Annotated in this window: 22 protein-coding genes; 17 read left to right on the top strand and 5 right to left on the bottom strand. The window is 42.3% G+C overall.

Annotated elements, in window-relative coordinates:
- Window positions 1-98: 98 nt before the first annotated feature.
- Together HWQ42_RS04395 and HWQ42_RS04390 are read left to right on the top strand one after the other, a co-directional pair.
- Window positions 99-458 carry a hypothetical protein gene (locus tag HWQ42_RS04395; RefSeq protein WP_292809671.1) on the top strand — a complete coding sequence of 120 codons (360 nt, stop codon included), beginning with the start codon at window positions 99-101 and terminating at the stop codon, window positions 456-458.
- A gap of 377 nt (window positions 459-835) precedes the next feature.
- The gene (locus tag HWQ42_RS04390) at window positions 836-1,375 is read left to right on the top strand and encodes a Dps family protein (RefSeq protein WP_292734600.1); all 540 of its coding nucleotides are present in this window, start codon (window positions 836-838) and stop codon (window positions 1,373-1,375) included.
- A 37-nt stretch (window positions 1,376-1,412) separates the two neighbouring features.
- Here the strand turns inward: HWQ42_RS04390 and HWQ42_RS04385 are convergent, their stop codons facing one another.
- Window positions 1,413-1,574, bottom strand: a complete 162-nt coding sequence (locus HWQ42_RS04385; protein ID WP_292809669.1) for a hypothetical protein — start codon at window positions 1,572-1,574, stop codon at window positions 1,413-1,415.
- Window positions 1,575-1,703: 129 nt separating this feature from the next.
- Here HWQ42_RS04385 and HWQ42_RS04380 point away from each other — a divergent pair, with 129 nt between their 5' ends.
- The 3 genes from HWQ42_RS04380 (at window position 1,704) to HWQ42_RS04370 (ending at window position 3,342) form a co-directional block, all read left to right on the top strand.
- On the top strand, window positions 1,704-2,471 hold the full coding sequence (locus HWQ42_RS04380; protein ID WP_292809667.1) for a ChaB family protein: 768 nt from the start codon (window positions 1,704-1,706) through the stop codon (window positions 2,469-2,471).
- A 363-nt stretch (window positions 2,472-2,834) separates the two neighbouring features.
- Entirely contained in the window at window positions 2,835-3,068 is a 234-nt protein-coding gene (locus HWQ42_RS04375; protein WP_292809665.1) for a hypothetical protein, read from the top strand.
- On the top strand, window positions 3,061-3,342 hold the full coding sequence (locus HWQ42_RS04370) for a hypothetical protein (protein ID WP_292734589.1): 282 nt from the start codon (window positions 3,061-3,063) through the stop codon (window positions 3,340-3,342). The genes HWQ42_RS04375 and HWQ42_RS04370 overlap by 8 nt, the downstream gene beginning before the upstream one ends.
- Before the next feature lie 299 nt (window positions 3,343-3,641).
- Here HWQ42_RS04370 and HWQ42_RS04365 read toward each other — a convergent pair whose 3' ends face one another.
- From HWQ42_RS04365 to HWQ42_RS04350, 4 genes are all read right to left on the bottom strand, one after another.
- Window positions 3,642-4,859, bottom strand: a complete 1,218-nt coding sequence (locus HWQ42_RS04365; RefSeq protein ID WP_292809663.1) for a glycosyltransferase family 4 protein — start codon at window positions 4,857-4,859, stop codon at window positions 3,642-3,644.
- 70 nt (window positions 4,860-4,929) lie between these two features.
- Window positions 4,930-5,562: a response regulator transcription factor gene (locus tag HWQ42_RS04360; RefSeq protein WP_292809661.1), complete on the bottom strand. Its 633-nt coding sequence runs from the start codon at window positions 5,560-5,562 to the stop codon at window positions 4,930-4,932.
- Entirely contained in the window at window positions 5,559-6,395 is an 837-nt protein-coding gene (locus HWQ42_RS04355) for a trypsin-like peptidase domain-containing protein (protein WP_292809659.1), read from the bottom strand. The genes HWQ42_RS04360 and HWQ42_RS04355 overlap by 4 nt, the downstream gene beginning before the upstream one ends.
- Window positions 6,396-6,956: 561 nt before the next feature.
- A complete protein-coding gene (locus tag HWQ42_RS04350) occupies window positions 6,957-7,868 on the bottom strand; it encodes a trypsin-like peptidase domain-containing protein (protein ID WP_292734574.1) in 912 nt (303 codons plus the stop codon).
- A gap of 460 nt (window positions 7,869-8,328) precedes the next feature.
- Here HWQ42_RS04350 and HWQ42_RS04345 point away from each other — a divergent pair, with 460 nt between their 5' ends.
- From HWQ42_RS04345 to HWQ42_RS04290, 12 genes are all read left to right on the top strand, one after another.
- Window positions 8,329-9,177, top strand: a complete 849-nt coding sequence (locus HWQ42_RS04345; protein ID WP_292809657.1) for a uroporphyrinogen-III synthase — start codon at window positions 8,329-8,331, stop codon at window positions 9,175-9,177.
- Window positions 9,178-9,286: 109 nt separating this feature from the next.
- Window positions 9,287-9,586, top strand: a complete 300-nt coding sequence (locus HWQ42_RS04340; RefSeq protein ID WP_292809655.1) for a 2Fe-2S iron-sulfur cluster-binding protein — start codon at window positions 9,287-9,289, stop codon at window positions 9,584-9,586.
- A gap of 365 nt (window positions 9,587-9,951) precedes the next feature.
- Window positions 9,952-10,458, top strand: a complete 507-nt coding sequence (locus HWQ42_RS04335; RefSeq protein WP_292809653.1) for an endonuclease domain-containing protein — start codon at window positions 9,952-9,954, stop codon at window positions 10,456-10,458.
- 157 nt (window positions 10,459-10,615) lie between these two features.
- Complete coding sequence (locus HWQ42_RS04330; RefSeq protein WP_292809651.1) at window positions 10,616-11,392, top strand: class I SAM-dependent methyltransferase; 777 nt, start codon at window positions 10,616-10,618, stop codon at window positions 11,390-11,392.
- A 135-nt stretch (window positions 11,393-11,527) separates the two neighbouring features.
- On the top strand, window positions 11,528-12,226 hold the full coding sequence (locus HWQ42_RS04325) for a glutathione binding-like protein (protein WP_292809649.1): 699 nt from the start codon (window positions 11,528-11,530) through the stop codon (window positions 12,224-12,226).
- Between the two features lie 70 nt (window positions 12,227-12,296).
- Entirely contained in the window at window positions 12,297-12,878 is a 582-nt protein-coding gene (locus tag HWQ42_RS04320) for a GNAT family protein (RefSeq protein ID WP_292809647.1), read from the top strand.
- Between the two features lie 171 nt (window positions 12,879-13,049).
- Complete coding sequence (locus HWQ42_RS04315; RefSeq protein WP_292809645.1) at window positions 13,050-14,354, top strand: O-acetylhomoserine aminocarboxypropyltransferase/cysteine synthase family protein; 1,305 nt, start codon at window positions 13,050-13,052, stop codon at window positions 14,352-14,354.
- Between the two features lie 133 nt (window positions 14,355-14,487).
- Window positions 14,488-15,567, top strand: a complete 1,080-nt coding sequence (gene metX, locus HWQ42_RS04310; protein WP_292809643.1) for a homoserine O-acetyltransferase — start codon at window positions 14,488-14,490, stop codon at window positions 15,565-15,567.
- Between the two features lie 134 nt (window positions 15,568-15,701).
- Window positions 15,702-15,854 (top strand): hypothetical protein, encoded by a 153-nt coding sequence (locus tag HWQ42_RS04305; RefSeq protein WP_292809641.1) that lies wholly within the window; start codon window positions 15,702-15,704, stop codon window positions 15,852-15,854.
- A 71-nt stretch (window positions 15,855-15,925) separates the two neighbouring features.
- A complete protein-coding gene (locus tag HWQ42_RS04300) occupies window positions 15,926-16,564 on the top strand; it encodes a nuclear transport factor 2 family protein (protein WP_292809639.1) in 639 nt (212 codons plus the stop codon).
- Window positions 16,565-16,572: 8 nt separating this feature from the next.
- Window positions 16,573-17,856, top strand: a complete 1,284-nt coding sequence (locus HWQ42_RS04295; protein WP_292809637.1) for a glycosyltransferase family 2 protein — start codon at window positions 16,573-16,575, stop codon at window positions 17,854-17,856.
- 108 nt (window positions 17,857-17,964) lie between these two features.
- Window positions 17,965-18,852 carry a hypothetical protein gene (locus tag HWQ42_RS04290; protein ID WP_292809635.1) on the top strand — a complete coding sequence of 296 codons (888 nt, stop codon included), beginning with the start codon at window positions 17,965-17,967 and terminating at the stop codon, window positions 18,850-18,852.
- Window positions 18,853-18,901 lie beyond the last annotated feature (49 nt).

The raw sequence follows: 18,901 nt of genomic DNA, 5'->3' as shown, positions 1-18,901 counted from the left end.
ACAGTTTTATTATTGCTTAAAATTGTTAAGTAAAGGTATATGCTTCGCTCTTTCAGTGTAAAGTTATGCGTTGTTAAAGCTGTTATCGAGGATTTCAAATGAAGACAATTGCTTCTGTTTTATCTACTTTCCGTCCAGTACGTTTTCTAGTAGTGGCTTTTACTTGCGCCCTAGTATTATTCTCTAATGCTTTTCCTGCTTTTGCGATCGATAGCTACCAAAGTGACTCGACCGAAGGTACAACACAATTGCTTGATATTCAGGCTAAAACTGACGAAGCCGCTAAAGAACCACCACTAGGATTGAGAAAGACTCAAAAGGAAACTAGCGAAGGGCTTAATGAGGTTCAAGGATCTGCTGATATTGACAAGCAGAAGCGTCCTGAAAATTCACAAGGTGCAACCTCTGTGGAAGAAAATATAAAGAACGTGTTGGAGAAAGTTACAGGTAAGAACTAAATTAATAGTTCTGGTAGTTTTTTGGTAGTAATGGGTGATTGCTTTTACGCAATCACCCATTAACAATTAGTAATGTTAAGTCAGAAGCTTAAATTAATTAAGTATAAAAGTATGTTCACCTGCACATTGTTGGGAAACTGCATTTAGATAATTTTGATTAACTATTATTATATTTAATCTATTTTTTATGTTTGCTAGCTTCAAAGGCAATAAAGTTCGCTAATTACAAAATTCTTAGCTTAATACTACCTATTAAGGCATAGGTATAATTATAAATTCGTGAATTAATTTAAGCTCATAATGTTTCCTTTGGTTGATGTGGAATCTGTCTGAAATTTGAGAAATTAATGAATAAGTTTGCTTAGGGATGGAAAACAATGCGTTCGATAAACATTGGTTTGACTGAAGAACAGCGTCAAGGTGTAATTAATCTGTTAAATCAAGATTTGGCAGATGCCTATTTACTGTTGGTGAAAACCAAAAAGTACCACTGGGATGTCGTTGGCCCTCAGTTCCGCTCTTTGCACCAGCTTTGGGAAGAACACTACCAAAAGCTGACTCTAAATATTGATGCTTTGGCAGAGCGGGTTCGTGCTTTAGGTGGTTATCCAGTTGGCACATTGGAGGGATTTCTCAAGCTTGCTACCCTCAAGGAACATGCTGGTAATGTTCCCACTGCAACAGGAATGGTAGCTAATTTAGTGGACGATCACGAGCAGGTTATTCGTAACTTGAGAGATCATGTGGATCAGTCTGGTGAAAAGTTCCACGATCAGGGAACTGCTGACTTTTTAACTGGATTACTCGAACAGCATGAAGAGATAGCTTGGATGCTCCGTTCATTTATTGAAGGCGAGGCAATAGACTCAGATGGTAGACAGCCAGCAGAAGGGGCTAAGACTCCTGTAGGTGTATAGCTCATAATGTCTGAGTTGAGGATGACTATCTGTGAAACTAGTTAAAAGCAGGGTTGATTCCTGCTTTTAAGTGGTGCAAAAGAATTAATCTGCCTGCATCTACCTCTTCACGATGCCAATTTTGGATTTTGGAATTGAAAATTGGTTTGTGCGTCTCCCAACTTGAGGCGACTGGCGTCAAGTTGGGAGACGCATCCATACGACTAGCTCCTTGATGTTGGGGAACTCATCCACCGCGTGGTTCCCCGTTATGAGTGCAGTCATTTTAAAATCCAAAATTGATTGGTCATCTTGATTGCAAAAACAACATAATACAAGGAGTTTTGAAGTGGCAGAAGTATATAAAGCAGAACGTACCATTTCTGCTGTATTCAAAGAGCAGAAGCAAATTGATGATGTGATTCGACGTTTATTAGACAGGGGTGTGCCTAGAGATCATATTTCGGTCATGGGCAGAAATTTTCAGTCGGAAACGAGAATCGCTGGCTTCATTAGTAAAAAAGATGTGATTCTGGGAGGTTTGAGAACAGGAGCAGTTTTTGGTTCCTTGTTTGGTTCCTTTCTCAGCTTACTTACGGGTGTAGGCGTATTGTTTATTCCCTTTGTTGGGCCAATTGTGGCAGCAGGGCCTATTGGTGCAGTGTTGTTGGGGGCTGCTAGTGGAGCGATCGCAGGTAGTGCTGGTGCTGGTCTAGTGTCGGTTCTAACCACTTTGGGGATGCCAGAAGATAAAGCGGCTATCTACCAAACTCGCTTACAAGCTGGCGAATTTTTCGTGATGGCAGAAGTTCCGAGCGATCGCACTGGCGAGTTTCAATTACTGCTCGAAAGTGCTGGTGGCGAAGAAATTAATACGATTGAGAAAACTCTGGCTCGTTCTTGTTCTGGACAGTGCAACAGTCCAGCAGACTTGTCTCCTGAAGTTCGCGCTCATCTTTCTGAGGAAGCTCAGAGTACATTTATTGAGCGCTATAATGCTGTACTCAATGAAAGAAGTGACGAGTTCACAGCCGAACAAGCTGCTTGGGAGACTGTTCACCAACAATATGATGAAGATGAAAATGGTGTCTGGTCTAAAGCTAAGGTTAAAGCTTAAACTACTGTGTGAGACTCAATATTAGGGATTCATCACAAATAAATTATCCAATCTTGTGAGGTGGGCCAAAAAGCCCGCCTTTAGCTGTGGCTGTGCGTTTCATCCAGCCGACAAGAAGTAAATGTATTGGCTATCATCTGGTAAAATATCTGATTATTTTGTACATATTTATACGTATAAAGGCAAGCGATCGCACTTAGATATAAATTACCTACTTTGGTCCTAGTTTACATAACTTTGGGTATATTACCGCAAATGCGCTGATACTCTAATTTCCCCTCTTCATAAATTCCGCAAAAACACCGTTACGCTATTTGTGCTTGTGATCAAAACTTAGAGCATCCAGTTTATTAGGGCGGATTTATGAGCAACCCTGTAAAGACGGTTATCCAAGTCAATCTGGAGATGGCTCTAGAAGTAGCTCAAGAATTGGAGCAAGCTCCATACACTCAACTCGGTGCTTATTGTTTGGAAATTTTACGGGAAATCGGATGTCCTGGTACTGAACTTCCTGTGAACTTACAAACTCGCGATCAGCAGCTAAACTTCATTACAGGCTTTGCATCTTATGCTTTTGGGGAGGTACAAAGTGTATAAAGCATTAATCGATGATATATTTTCTGATTCAGAAGATATAGAAGAAACTACTTTTCCTGCCACAGATGAAGATTTATTAATCTTAACAGACAAATTTTTAGGGTTTGAAATTCCCTCAAAGGTTTTCTTACAAGCTATAGCCATTGCTGATTACGATGGTGCAGCTGCTTTTCGCTACGTTGATACTTATTTGACTACTCTCAAGAATAAGAATAAGCGTAAGCAGAAGAAATTACTTGTGTTAGGTTGTTCGACTAGATTTGACAATAATTGACGTGCTTATTTACCAGCTAACTAAAAACCAATACGATTTAGATCAGATAATTTGCACAACCGATGTAGAGACGTTGCATTGCAACGTCTCTACACATATTTATCCCACAGAGACAAGAAAGAACAATTATAAATTATCTAGAAGCTAGTGGTGAGAGATTTTTGAAGACAAGCATTTTTAATCTGTGCTAATTACGAACTACGTTAGCGTAGCGGTAGCGAGTCCGCGTACTCTGTAAGAGTTGCAAGCTACGCTTTTAGCGTCTCGTAGAGAGCGTCATTACGAATTACAAATTAGTATTACTCTCTCCCAAGACAAACTTGTTCATAGCTTTTACCAGCCATATCCCAAGTGAATTCTGTTTCTACTAGTTGTCTGCCGTTGTGAGACAATTCTGAACGCAGATGTGGACTATTGAATAGTTGACTAATAGCGGTGACGTACTCTGCTGGTTGATTGGCTCGTAATGCCCGTAATGGATGACTAGCAACATCTACAGCTAATCCCTCTAAGCCGCGATCGCTGGCTACTACAGGTATACCAGCTGCCATTGCTTCTAAAGTTTTATTTTTAATACCAAACCCAGTCCGCATCGGTACAACGCAGATGGTGGCTTGATGTAAATATTCTGCCATCGAAGGTACACGCCCCAACACATTAATTCCTGGTTTTTTATCAAGTGCTAAAACTTCTGCCACTGGGTGAGAACCGACAATATCAAAAGTTGTATCGGGATACAATTTTTGGATTTCTGGCCAAACTTCATTGCTGAAAAAGCAGACAGCATCAATATTTGCTAAATTATCCATTGCACCAATAAAAATTAGGCGATGTCCTCCGGTATCGGTGGTACGGTAAGGGAAAGAAACTAAATCTACACCATTGGGAATAACTGTAATTTCACTATTGGGGTTAAATTGTTGTAGTTGAATTTTATCTTCTTCTGTTGTCGCCACAATTACCGAAAATTTAGCGCAGTAGTTTTGCTCATAACGGCGCAAAAGTGGCAGATTAATTTTGTCTCTGAGTGAATTTTCGGAAATGCCTGTTGCTAATTGGTTCTGACAGCTAGCATAAACAGAACTATGAACATTAACGATGGTTTTTAGCTGTTTCTGAAAATGTGGCTGCACATAAATTTCATTGACACTATGTTCGCAGGTAATGACATCGCATTTTCCCGCTTCCACCCAGTTATCAACCCATGTTTGCATCTCAACTGAGTAGCGGTTAAGTACACTTGGCGGCGTTCCCTGCTGCAAAAATCTGCCAAATCGCTGTATTTTCTTCAATATTCCGGTGTTTCGAGAATCTGGCGGGCGTTCAAAAATAGCGAGATGATCCACATAATCACGTAATCCTGCTACTTCTGCATCTGTAACATCGCCCTCGCGTTGAGTTGCGAGGGTGACAGTATGACGTTGACTCAGATACTTAAGTAAATTAAATGTCCTGACTTGGGTTCCCCCGCGTGTTGGTGGGTAGGGAAAGGTGGAAGATAGCATTAAAATGTTCATACAAACGATCGCTCAAATGTGATACATACACCATGACCTGATTGGAGGCTGTATGTCATCATTAGATCGATCAAAGCATAATCAAACCTAGTCGCACACCCACAGCAACAGCCTCGGTGCGGCTGGAGACACTGAGCTTTTGAAAAATGGATGAGAGATGAAATTTGACGGTATGCTCAGAAATATGCAGGTGTTTTGCGATCGCTTTATTTCCCAACCCTGACCCAAGCATTCCTAAAACCTCTATCTCGCGTGGTGTCAAGCTTTGTACGGGATTCGTTACCACTTTTTCGCGGATAGATAGTAATTCTACAGCATCCGGGTGCAGCACCAGCAAACCAGAAGCGATCGCCTCCACAGCCGTGACAATTTCTGACTCTGTACTAGTACTGGGCAATATTCCCCGGATACCAGAACGTAACGCCGTCTCTAAGTCTATGCTGTCGAGTTCTTCAACAATGACGATTATTCCTAATGGGTATTGCTGTTCTTGAATAACCAGCAATTTTTCCCATACCGCTTGTTGAAAATTACCGCTCAAATCTACCAGCACCACATCCGGTTGTAATTGCCCAACTTCTTTTGCTAATACATCCAAATCGGATGCACTCCCCACAACCGTCAGCCGAGGATTGGTAGTCACCACAGTTGATAACCCTGCCCGCACCACAGGGGAAGTAGCAACCACCATCACTCGGATCATGTCGCCTCCACAGCAGTTTTATCGGACTGCACGGCAACATAAATCACGAATTGCTGTCTACCGCGTAGGAGTTGTAACGGCACAGATCCTTTATTGTCATGGAGATATTTGGTTAAATCATTCATGCTAGTGAATAATCGCCCCGAAACTCCAATTAAAACATCGCCGATTTGTACACCAGCATTTTCTGCCGCACTGTTAGGTAAAATTGACAACACCAATAAACCCAAGCTACGCCTACCTAAAAGCACAGGTTGCAGTGTAACTCCCAGTTGCGGACGACTATTTTGCCGTAAAAAATGCTCAACGGCGTTGCTAGGAACTGCCACAGCCAAACCATTAGCAATCATCGTGTTAATTCCCACGACTTGACCTTGACAATCGGCAAGTGGTCCTCCAGAATTACCAGGATACAGCCGCAAATCGGCCATAACTGCTCGTGGATTATTTGCATGGATAATTCCAGTTGTCACAGCACCACTATCAGCAAACGGATTACCCACCGCCAAGACTAATTCACCCACGCGTAGCGCCTCGGAATTGCCAATAGTTGCAGCAGTTAAATCAGTGGCGACAATTTTCAGGGCTGCTAAATCCTGCTGTGGATCGAATTGGGTACGCACCGCATCAAATACTCTTCCGTCTGCCAATTCCACAGTTGCGCGGTTGCTGGTTGCCACATGGGCATTAGTGATAATTAGTCCGTCAGGTTGCCAAATTATGCCAGAACCGACTCCCAGAGAGCCGCTTTTTACTTTGACAGTGCCATTGCGTAGCCTAGCAGCTACCTCTGTCAATTCAGCAGCTATGTTAGTTAATGTTGTGTTTGCCATGTTATACAGTTTTTGAGCGTGTCAAAGTAAAATCAGTAAAACGTTCCAGCAAAAAGGTTGAAGTTTCAAGTTCAGAAGCTCAACGTTCGAGCAAAAAGGTGGAAGTTCCGAGTTCAGAGGCTCAACGTTCGAGTAAAAAGGTGGAAATTCCGAGTTCAGAGGCTCAACGTTCGAGCAAAAAGGTGGAAGTTCCGAGTTCAGAAGCTCAACGTTCGAGCAAAAAGGTGTAAATTCCGAGTTCAGAGGCTCAACGTTTGAGTAAAAAGGTGGAAGTTCCGAGTTCAGAAGCTCAACGTTCGAGCAAAAAGGTGTAAATTCCGAGTTCAGAGGCTCAACGTTTGAGTAAAAAGGTGGAAGTTCCGAGTTCAGAAGCTCAACGTTCGAGCAAAAAGGTGTAAATTCCGAGTTCAGAGGCTCAACGTTTGAGTAAAAAGGTCGAATGAATCAAAACATTTAGATAAATTTTGACAAAGCTAGTAGTCTGTCAATAAATAATTGATGGATAAATTACCTGTAGAGACGGCGATTTATCGCGTCTCTCTAACTCATTCCCAATTGGTATTATTCCTCCTTAGTAGGTCGTTCGCCAACTGCGATCGCTAACTCAATTAAGACTCCACCCCGGACAACTTGCACGTTGACAGCTTTACCAATGCGATCGCTACTATTGAGCAGCGCCAACACATCACCTGTATCACCCACAGTTACGCCATCGAACGTTACCAAAACATCGCCAAGCAGCACACCTGCATTGTCAGCAGGCCCCGCAGCCTCAACGTTGACAACAATTACCCCAGTTGCCGAACTTAAATTGAGAGCAGTTTTCAGGTTATTTGGTAAACGTACAGGTTGCATTCCCACACCCAAGTAGCCCTTAGAAATGCGTCCTTTTGCTACTAATTGGTCAACCACGCGATCGACTGTCGCAGTGGGAATTGTCAGAGCTGTACCACGCCGTCCCGATGTATTCATGCCTACCACAAAACCAGCAGCATCTACGAGCGGCCCGCCTGCAAAGCCAGAGTAAAGGGTGATGTCTGGGCGGATAAATTGGTCAATATTTCCGCCATTCATACTCCGCCAAGTACCGCTAACCACACTCACTGCACCCATCGCCGCCTTTAAATCACCTTCGCTACCTCTTGCCAGTCCTAGTACCAGATGACCAACTTTGAGCGTTTTGGCATCGCCAACTTTTGCCACAGGTATTTCTGCATTTTCTAGTTTAAAAACAGCTATATCGGTGCTAGAGTCATGACCGACGAGTGTTACTGGTGCAGTACTACCATTTGATAAGGTAATAGTGATATCGTCATAGCGCTGGAGGCACTCATCAGAGGTAACAATGATGCCATTACGCCAGTGAATGCCGCTTGGAGAAACACGTGTACCCCCATTCACTGCAACTACAGCACTTCCAGCTTCTTCTACGGTGTCAGCTAAACTGTTGGACAAAGCCAGTAATGAAGACATAAGATTTTTCCGCAAATGTTTTTAGATATTCAGATCGTGCCGTTTTATCAACACAGATGACATCGGAAAAATGGGGAGAATTCACCCTAGAAAAATGGCTAGTACCGCAAGGCGGAAGTCAAAAGCCAAAAGTCAAAAGTCAAAAGTATTATGGAATAAGCTCTTTAGGGATTTTAAATGGTTGCTCTATTTCCGCCGTGCCATACTAGGGTTTACATCAGCTTTTTGGTGTTGCTGAATTTTTGTACTTAACTCAAGCGAGAACCGCTATATTCCAATACGCTTGGGTTAAGGGGTTATTGGTATAGATAATTGGTCTTTCAAAACGCGATAAATCGCCTCTCTACACCTTGTATTGCGCTATATTATTCAGCTTACGACAGCGAGGTGAACGCTCACTGTCGCCGTCATACAGAATTCAGCATGAATTCTGACTCCTGAATTCTGTTTCAAGAAACAAATGCACACCCAATCAAAACAAATCAACCTGCTGACTCCATCGAGAAATTTACCTCTCTATGGCAAGAGAATTTTAGTAACAGCACCGAGAAATTATGCTTATAGGTTATCTGAACAAATCATCAAAAAAGGTGGTTTACCTGTTTTCATGCCGACCATCGAAACCTGCTATTTACCAAACTACACTCAGTTAGATGCTGCTTTAGCCCACATAGACGAATTTGATTGGATTATCTTCACAAGTAGAAACGGAATCGCTGCATTTTTTCAGCGTATAAATGAGTTGAATATTCCTATATCTGTAGTACAAAAATGTCACTTATGTGCATTAGGAAAAGATGCAGAAAGCTTATTGTCTTTTTGTAGCAAGGTAGATTTAATTCCAACAGAATCTAGCCCAGCCGGAATTGTGACTGAATTAGCCAAAATTCTGCAAATTCACGAGAAAAAAGTGCTGATCCCGGCTCCAGAAGTTGTGGGTTTACCTGAGCCTGATGTTGTACCCAATTTAATTACTGATTTGCAGAAATTGGGTATAGAAGTAACTCGCGTACCCACATATATTACGCAGGGTTTAGATAAAACTATCTATGGTATGGAATTAAACCTGATACGTGAAGGAATTATTGATGTAATTGCCTTTAGTAGCACGGCCGAAGTAGAAAGCTTTTTGACAATGGTCAACTCGCAAAGCGATTACGAACATTGTGTTGTTGCATGTTTTGGCCCTTATACAACTGCTAATGCCCAAAAGTTGGGTATGACTGTCTCTATCGTGTCTAGAGATTATAGTTCATTTGAGGGATTTGCTGAAGCGATCGCAGCATTTTTTACTCCTACTTTCAGTTAAAACTAAGCGCTTTAGGATGTAGAGTAATCAACCAGATTTCACTCTAGACTAGCTGCACATAAACCCGTAGTATCGAAAATGGAGTTTATATTGAGTTAGGAATTTTTACATGGCAACTTACAAAGTTACATTGCGTACCCCAGACGGTGAACAAGTAATTGACGTTCCTGATGATGAGTACATCCTAGAGATCGCTAACGAGGAATATCATCTGGACTTGCCCTATTCCTGTAACGCTGGTTCTTGCTCTACCTGCACCGGCAAGCTGATTTCAGGTACAGTTAACCAAGACGATCAGAACTTCCTAGACAACGATCAAATTGATGCGGGATGGGTTCTCACCTGCGTTGCTTATGCCACTTCTGATTGCGTTATCGAAACCCATCAAGAGGAAGCGCTTAACGCTTAAGAGCGGGTGAGGGTTGAGGGCGTTGGTATCAACTTAAGCCCAAACCCTTTTTAAATCTCGTTTCTCTGGGTGGAAATGCTGCTGATTAGGCTGCTGCCTCCCTTGCTGGCGGTAGCAGCCCCCATTGTATACATCACCCTAAAAAATGTATGGAAATTCAGCTGCGATCGCAAGTGGATGCAGATGTGCAACAAGTTTTTGAGAATTTGCATTCTTTGAAAGATTAACCAAAACTTACAACCGCTTCCAAAACCCTGCTGCTGACATTCACAAATTGCGCGCATAATAAAAGGTGAAGAGTACTCAGTCTGGATAAAAAAGGGGAAAGATAAGGGGACAGATGAGTTTGTTGTAGGTGCAGAATTATGGAATATAAGCCCTCACCCCAACCCTCTCCCCAAGGGAGAGGGAGTCAAGAAAAAGAGAAAGAAGAGAATAAATATCAACAAGATTTATCTTGTTCCCCTCTCCCTCTGGGAGAGGGGCTAGGGGTGAGGGCAGAAATCGCTAACTTAGCTGGTAGTAACCGGCAAATTCCCAAACTATTATTAGAACGCGCCCGCAAGTTAAGAAAACATCAAACACCAGCGGAAGAAATATTATGGGAATGTTTAAGAAATAGACGTTTGTTAAATACGAAATTTCGCAGACAACATAATATTGGTAGATATATCACTGATTTTTATTGTCACGAGAAATTACTAATTATTGAATTAGATGGTAGTATTCATGCAAATCAACAAGCTCAAGATTTTATCAGAGAAAACTGGTTACAATCTAATCACTTCACTGTGATTCGCTTTAGTAATGAGCAAATATTTAATGATATCGAGTTAGTTTTACATACAATTGCCCAAGCCCTCATCCCCTAACCCTTTCTGTCTTAAGGAAAAGGAGAACTAAAATCGCTCAAACTTTATCTCAGGATTCTTTGCCAACCCCGCAGTGCTTGGACTTATGAAGTCGAACTACGTCCGTGGGTAGAGAACTTCTAGCCTAGACAATTGTTACAAAAATAGTTTTGCAGGTATGAAAATTGATTTTGGTGCAACTGCTGCTGATTATGCAAAACACCGCGCTGGGTTTCCTAGTTCATTATTTAACAAACTGTCCGAATATGGTATAGGTTTACCAGGGCAGAATATTGTTGACCTCGGCACAGGAACAGGAACACTAGCGCGGGGCTTTGCCGATAGAGGTGCTTATGTAATTGGCATAGACCCATCAGCCTCACTGTTAGAACAAGCGAGACTGTTAACCGAAGCTGTCCAACTAAAAGTAGATTATCGAGTCGCAACTGCCGAGAATACCGAATTACCAGATGCCAGTGCGGATGTGATGACAGCAGGGCAGTGTTGGCATTGGTTTGACCGTCCGCGTGCTGTCGAAGAAATTACTCGTATATTGAGAGTAAATGGCTTGCTCGCGATCGCACATTTTGATTGGATACCCTTAAAAGGTAATGTAGTTCACGCAACGGAACAACTAATCAAAGCTCATAATCCTACATGGAATCTCGGCGGCGGTAACGGATTGTATCCCCAGTGGTTACAAGATATTGGCGAAGGAGGTTTTCGAGAAATCCGCACATTTTCTTACGATGTATTTGTCGCTTATACACACGAAGACTGGCGGGGACGAATTCGGGCGAGTGCTGGTGTGGGAGCCAGCTTGACACCAGAAAAAGTAGAAGTATTTGACCAAGAATTGGCAACATTGCTCGAAACAAAATATCCGACACCAATTCTTCAGGTTCACCATCGAGTTTGGGCTGCGATCGCCAAATCACCGCCATCTAATTCGTAATTCGTAATGGGCTTCTCTGCGAGACGCTAAAAGCGAACGCCCCGCTACGCTAACGTAATTAGTAATTCGTAATTAAGAGATGTCTGAACGCACTATTAACCTACAAAACAATCGCGCAATTTTAGGAAAAGAACCATGATTGAACTTTACTATTGGGCAACTCCAAACGGTCATAAAATCACAATTTTCTTGGAAGAAGTCGGCTTACCATACACCATAATTCCTGTGAATATTGCGGCTGGAGATCAATTTAAGCCAGAATTTCTGAAGATATCTCCTAACAATCGTATGCCTGCGATCGTTGACCACGAACCAGCAGATGGAGGTTCGCCAATTTCGATATTTGAGTCTGGGGCAATCTTGCTCTATTTAGCAGAAAAAACCGGGAAATTAATTCCCCAAGATTTACGCCAACGCACTCAAGTTTTAGAATGGTTGTTCTGGCAAATGGCAGGACTAGGGCCAATGGCAGGACAAAATCATCACTTTAGTACTTATGCTCCCGAAAAGATTGAATATGCCATTAACCGCTACGTGAATGAAACGGGACGCTTATATGCAGTGCTGAATAAGCAACTAGCAGATAAAGAATTTGTGGCTGGCGATTATTCCATCGCCGATATTGCTGCTTATCCCTGGATAGTACCCCATGAACTCCAAAGTCAAAACCTAGAGGATTTTCCTCATGTTAAACGCTGGTTTGAGACAATAAAAGCGCGTCCGGCAACAATTCGCGCCTACGAAAAAGCAGAAGCATTCAAAACTGAAGCGCTCGATCCAGATAAGTTACGAGAATTGTTATTTAACCAATCGGCGAAGACTATTCAGCCTTAAACATTTTGAATTGTCTTGTCAGTGTGGCGATCGCTAAGTTAGTTTTCACCCCAGATCATCAGTCGCAACTATGAGCAACGATTTCTCACTATCTTCCTTTCCTCAATTAGAAACAGAAAGGCTGCTTCTTCGTGAGACAAGCTTGCAGGATGCTGAGGCTACCTTTGCTGTCCTCTCCGATCCAAGCGTGACTCAGTTTCACGATCTTGATACCTTCACTTCTATTAAAGAAGCGATGTCTACGACGGGCTACGCCTACGCTGTCATTGAACGTAGAGCCAAGCGGTTTGAGCTAGGAAATGGAATTCGCTGGGGAATTGTCTATAAGCAAGACAACATTTTGATTGGTTCTTGTGGGTTTACCTGGAACCCACAAGAACACGCGGCTGAGGTAGGTTATGAGCTTGCCAGTACTTTCTGGAGACAAGGCATCATGACTGAGGCGGTGGATACTATCTTGCAATTTGGGTTTCAGAAAATGGGTTTGCGTTTCGTTGTTGCCCAAGTCATGCTTGAAAATATCGCTTCTAAAAAGTTGCTAGAAAAGTTAGGTTTTCACAGTCAGGGTGTACAGAAACAGTATGGCTTTTTCAAAGGGCAGTATCACGATCTGGAGCAATTTGTGCTTAAAAATAAAAAACTGAGTGAGTAAGTTAGCAACAGATACAGGCTGATGTTTAGTTTCTCAATTGGAGGTAAAGATGAGGAATCCTGGGCACAAGCAGTTAAAATACGGTAATCCTTACAAATTACCGTTGATTAATCCAATATAATGCTCAACTAGTATTATTACTTGTTTAATTGGAAACTCAAATAACTGCTTATGTCGGAACAATATCGTTTTGAAACCCTGCAAGTTCATGCTGGACAAGAGCCGGCTCCTGGAACTAATGCTCGTGCTGTACCGATTTACCAAACGACTTCCTACGTTTTTGACGACGCTGACCACGGAGCGCGGTTATTTGCTCTCCAGGAATTTGGCAACATTTACACCCGCATCATGAACCCGACGACGGATGTATTTGAAAAGCGGATTGCTGCCTTAGAAGGGGGTGTAGCAGCATTAGCAACCGCTAGTGGGCAAGCGGCGCAATTCTTGGCAATCACTACCATCGCTCAGGCTGGGGATAATATTGTTTCCACTAGTTTTCTCTATGGGGGAACATATAACCAATTCAAAGTTTCTTTACCACGTTTAGGGATTAACGTCAAGTTTGTTGAGGGAGATGACCCAGAAAGTTTCCGTCAGGCGATCGACGATCGCACGAAAGCGTTATACGTTGAAACCATTGGCAATCCTCAATTCAACATTCCCGATTTTGCCGCTTTAGCTCACATTGCCCACGAAAACGGCATTCCTTTAATTGTAGATAATACCTTCGGTGCTGGTGGGTATCTAGCTCGACCCATTGAGCATGGTGCAGATATCGTAGTAGAATCTGCAACTAAATGGATTGGTGGACATGGTACTTCCATTGGTGGTGTAATCGTCGATTCGGGCAAATTTGACTGGGGTAACGGCAAGTTTCCCCTATTTACTGAGCCAGCACCCGGCTATCATGGGCTAAATTTTCAAGAAGTGTTTGGCCCTAGTGGTTCCTTTGGTAACATTGCCTTTATTATTCGTGCCAGAGTTGAAGGGTTACGAGATTTTGGTCCGTCCTTGAGTCCATTTAACGCCTTTCTGTTACTGCAAGGATTAGAAACTCTCTCTCTACGTGTAGATCGTCATGTGAGCAATGCCATAGAATTGGCTCGGTGGTTAGAGCAACAAGAGCAAGTATTATGGGTTAATTATCCGGGGCTTCCTAATCACCCACATCATGAACGAGCGAAGAAATATCTTCGGCATGGCTTTGGGGGAGTTTTAAACTTTGGCATCAAAGGTGGACTAGAGGCGGGGAGAGCTTTTATTAATCATGTGAAATTAGCCAGTCATTTAGCAAATGTTGGTGACGCGAAAACCCTCGTTATTCATCCTGCTTCTACAACCCATCAACAACTAAGTGATGACGAACAGCTTTCGGCAGGTGTGACACCCGATTTGGTGCGAGTATCAGTGGGAATTGAACATATCGACGACATCAAAGAAGATTTTGGACAAGCATTCCAGCAAGTTAGGATTTAGTTTTTAATTGGGCATTGGGCATGGAGAAGAGACAAGGTAGACAAGGAAGAGGGGGAAGACAAGGGAGAGACTTGTTCAATAATTCCCCCTTGTCTCCTCTGTTCCCCTGCTCCCCTGCTCCCCACTCCTAAATATGATCTACTCAGACTTCATCTCGCCGCAAACCCAGTTTTACCAGCTTACAGTACCATTTCAACTAGAAGGGGGCGAAACATTAACTGGCGTTCAGATTGCCTATCGCACCTGGGGACAGTTAAATGCTCAAGGCGATAATGGGGTACTAATTTGTCATGCCTTAACTGGTTCCGCTGACGCTGATGATTGGTGGGAACCTTTGTTTGGTTCAGAAAAAGCCTTCAATCCAGAACGCGACTTTATTGTATGCAGCAACATTTTGGGAAGTTGTTACGGCACAACTGGGCCAACTACTATCAACCCCATAACGGGAAACCCTTATGGCGTATCCTTCCCTAAGATTACAATCCGAGATATGATTCACCTACAAGCTGTACTACTAGAATACCTGGGTGTTCGATCTCTGCGGTTAGTAATTGGTGGCTCACTCGGTGGGATGCAAGCACTGGAGTGGGCGTTGTTATATCCAGAAAAAGTGAAAGCGATCGCACCCATTGCTGTTTCTGGCAGACATTCAGCTTGGTGTATTGGATTGAGTGAAGCCCAAAGACAGGCAATTTATGCCGATCCAAACTGGCAAGGAGGGAACTACAGCCTGGATGCGCCCCCAAACCAAGGACTAGCAGTGGCGCGGATGATGGCGATGTCTACTTACCGTTCTTGGGATAATTTTACAAGCCGCTTTGGACGCGAGTATGATGCATCTGAGCAGTTTGCTATAGCCAGTTACTTGCAGCATCAGGGTCAAAAGCTGACAGAACGATTTGATGCCAACACTTACATCACTCTCACCCACACAATGGATCGCCACGATATTGCACGCGATCGCACCAGTCCTGATTTGTCAGATTATGAATCTATTCTGCAAAGCATCCAGCAACCAACTTTAGTTGTCGCAATTGATTCTGACATCCTCTATCCTCCAGTAGAACAACAAGAATTGGCAAATTTAATCCCTAATGCTCAACTGGGGTGGCTGAAGTCAACCCACGGACATGACGCATTTTTAATTGACATGGCTGCATTGAATGAACTGCTGATCTCTTTTCAGCAAAGTTTAGATTTCCCAGCCTCCTAACTCGGTGTATTGAGAAAAAAGCTTGGCGTTTCGAGTTCTGAGAGGAATGATGAAGTTAAAAAGGCGATCGCACCTTACGCTATCGAGTGTCACAGCCCATCGTAGACATCGCTACAGGTGGGTAAATTTTATATATGGAAAAAATTTATAGAGTGGCGACAGTCGCGGGAGTTGAGATTTTGCGACAGCGCCAACTAAAAGATAGTGTACCAGATTTGCGGTGGGTATCTGCGGAAAGCCTCCTGCCTTTCTTTGTAAAAATTCTTTTAATCAGCCCCAGCCAATAGAAGTGGCAAAATGTAGGTATTAAGATTAAAACAATTATCGGAAAGCGTCACCCAATCTACAGGTTTTTTAGATGATGAAACAGAGATGGGCAAGCATATACAAATGCACTCAGCTACTTTGGGGTGTTTTGTTAGTGTTGGTAATTTGGCATCTACCCCAATACGCTCTGGCAGATGTCAACCCACAGGAGATAAATGCAATTATTCGCACACGGGATATTGCCCTGCAAGCCCTAAACACTCGCGATTTTGCCAAAATACAGCCTTATTTGCACCCAAATTTCACAATCACAACAGTTGATAATCAGATTTTTCACAAAGTTCCTGAGTTTGAAAAGTACTGGAATCAGCAGTTTTCCAGTTCCATTAAAGATATCAAAATGCAACTCAAGGGAGATACTCTCAGAACATTTCTTACTCCAGAAATAGATGTTGCCTCTGGAGAAGCGATCGCATCTTTCTCTTTCAAAGATGGCAAAGCGGCTGATATGGCCTTGCGATGGACAGCAGTGCTACAAAAACTCCAAGATAAATGGACGATTCAATCGCTGCATTTCTCCTCAAATCTCCTGAATAACCCAGTGTTGAATGCTGCTCAACAATTGGGGCGCATTCTAGCAGTTGCAGCAGCGGTGGGCGGTTTCCTTCTGGGAGCAGTGACGATGCTATTATTACGTCGCAGGACTAAGCCACGAACCCAAAGGATATAGCAAATAAAGTGGTAAGAAGCACCTATCAGCCCAGTAAAAATACTAGCTTCCATCGCCGTCTCAAAGCAACCATAGTAGTTTTATTAGTTTGGGGTAGCGTGAGTTTGCTGCACTGGCTACCAGAAACACAATGGTTGATGCTGGGATTAACGGCAGTCCTGACTGTGCAAACATTAAGGATGCTGTTAGCAAAACCAGCGGCGGTGGTGATGGAGAGTGAGATTTATTTACCGCCAGTCTCGATTTTAGTTCCGGCTAAAAATGAAAGTCCAGTCTTAGCTAATCTAGTTTACAGCCTATGCCAATTGAATTATCCCAGCGATTCCCTAGATATCTGGGTTGTTGATGACGGTAGTACCGATGAAACCCCCCAAGTTTTGAGGGAATTACAAACTCAATTTCCAGCTTTACAAGTTCATCGACGGGAATCAAAAGGTGGGAAATCAGGGGCGTTAAATGCGGTGTTTCCCTTTACTCAAGGGGAAATTATCTTAGTCTGCGATGCAGATGCTCAATTAAGAGCCAATTTTCTCCAGCAAACAGTACCTCTATTTCAGAAGCAAGCGATCGGTGCAGTGCAAGTGCGAAAAGCGATTTCTAATGCTAATACCAATTTCTTAACCCGTTGTCAGCAGATGGAAATGTGTTGTGATAGCTTTCTGCAAACCCATCGCATTGCTATTGGTGGAATGTCTGAACTGCGGGGTAATGGGATGTTAGTTCGTCGAGAATTGTTAGAAAAGTGTCAAGGTTGGAATGAGAACACTGTCACCGATGATTTAGATCTTTGCTTCAAACTCTATTTAGCAGGTGCAGAAATTGAGTTTGTGACAGTTCCATCAATTCAAGAAGAAGGTGTAACTACTTGGGAAAAACTTTGGCATCAACGCTGTCGTTGGTCTGAAGGTGGCTATCAGCGTTACTTGGATTATTTTCCTCAAATTCTTACTTTAGGTTGGGCGAAAGAAATTGATTTACTATTGTTTTTCTTATTGCAATTTCTTCTACCAATTGGACTAATACCAGACTTACTTTGGACAATATTTTATAGCCATCATCCAGTTCTATTTCCCCTCCAGACACTACTCAGCATCATTTTGACAATTGCTTTTATTGCTGGACTTTACCAATTTCAAAATTTACGAGGATGGTCTTTGGTTTGGGCAACAATTCAAGGGTCATTCTACATGGTGCATTGGATTCCTGTGATGATTGTCACAACTTTAAAGATGTGTGTGCAAAGGGAGCGATCGCGCTGGGTGAAAACTGAGCATCGTGGTAGAAATGGTTGAGAAGAACGAAGTATAACGTTGAATTGGCAGAATTGCGTGCGTACAAGCTAAAGTAAAAATAGTGTTCTCTGTTTTCGGCTTAAATAGTATCTAAATTGATAGAGCAAAATGCCAAAGTACCAACATCCTAAAATTCTATTTATTAATATGACTGAAGATGCAGCCAAAGTTTTAGAAGCTAAAGGTTACAACGTGTCAGTAGGTAGTCTGGGAGAGCCTTACAATGTTAAACAAAAAAACGATTTCTTTCCTCTGTGTCACACGTTGAGTTTACCTCATGATTATAAGGAACAGGAAATTATAGTCATTGATATGTGTTATGACCTCAGCTATGCTTCTATAAAAGAAGATATAAAAGAGCCACAAGACGGCATAGATGAATGGTGGGTTGATCATAGACAAGGCTATGTCAACCCACGACCTTTTGGGAGTTATTCGGTAGAACGTGATTTTGACAGAATTTTAAACACAGGGGGAGTCTTTGTAATTTTTGCAGATGCCCTTGAAATCCAAAATTATTACTTGGGTTACAAAAACTACTCAGTGTTTCAGCCTAAACTAGAAAGAAATTCTAATAATTGGAATTTTCTGACAATGCTTGGTGATCAAGCTCACCATAAAATTGGGAATGATCATGGTGCGATGCTCAACTTTCCTCAAGAGCTTCCTAAAAATTGGCCAATTATATTATTGCTATCGGAACATTTAGAAGAAGCAACTTATAATTGTACGCTTTCTTTAGGTTCATGGTTAAAACAAGAATGGCTACCATTGTTAAAAAATAAATTTGGTAATGATGTCGCTGGCTTAATGTTCCCATCAGACGGAAGAAAAGGATGGATTCTGATATTACCTAATCTGAAGGAAAAAGCGGCTTTTACTACTAAATTAATTGAGCAGATATTACCAGATTTAGTACCATCTCTATTCCCAGAACAAGAATATGCAAGTTGGATACATCGAGTTGAATATACTTTACCTCAAGTGAATATATAGCAATCCTAAATCATTTGTGAAAATCAATCATACATAAATATTTTTGGAA

Source organism: Nostoc sp. JL23 (genome assembly GCF_017115065.1).
GTDB classification, from domain to species: Bacteria; Cyanobacteriota; Cyanobacteriia; order Cyanobacteriales; family Nostocaceae; genus Nostoc; species Nostoc punctiforme_A.
Note: the sequence above shows the minus strand (reverse complement) of the source record. Positions and strands in the feature narration are given on the sequence as shown.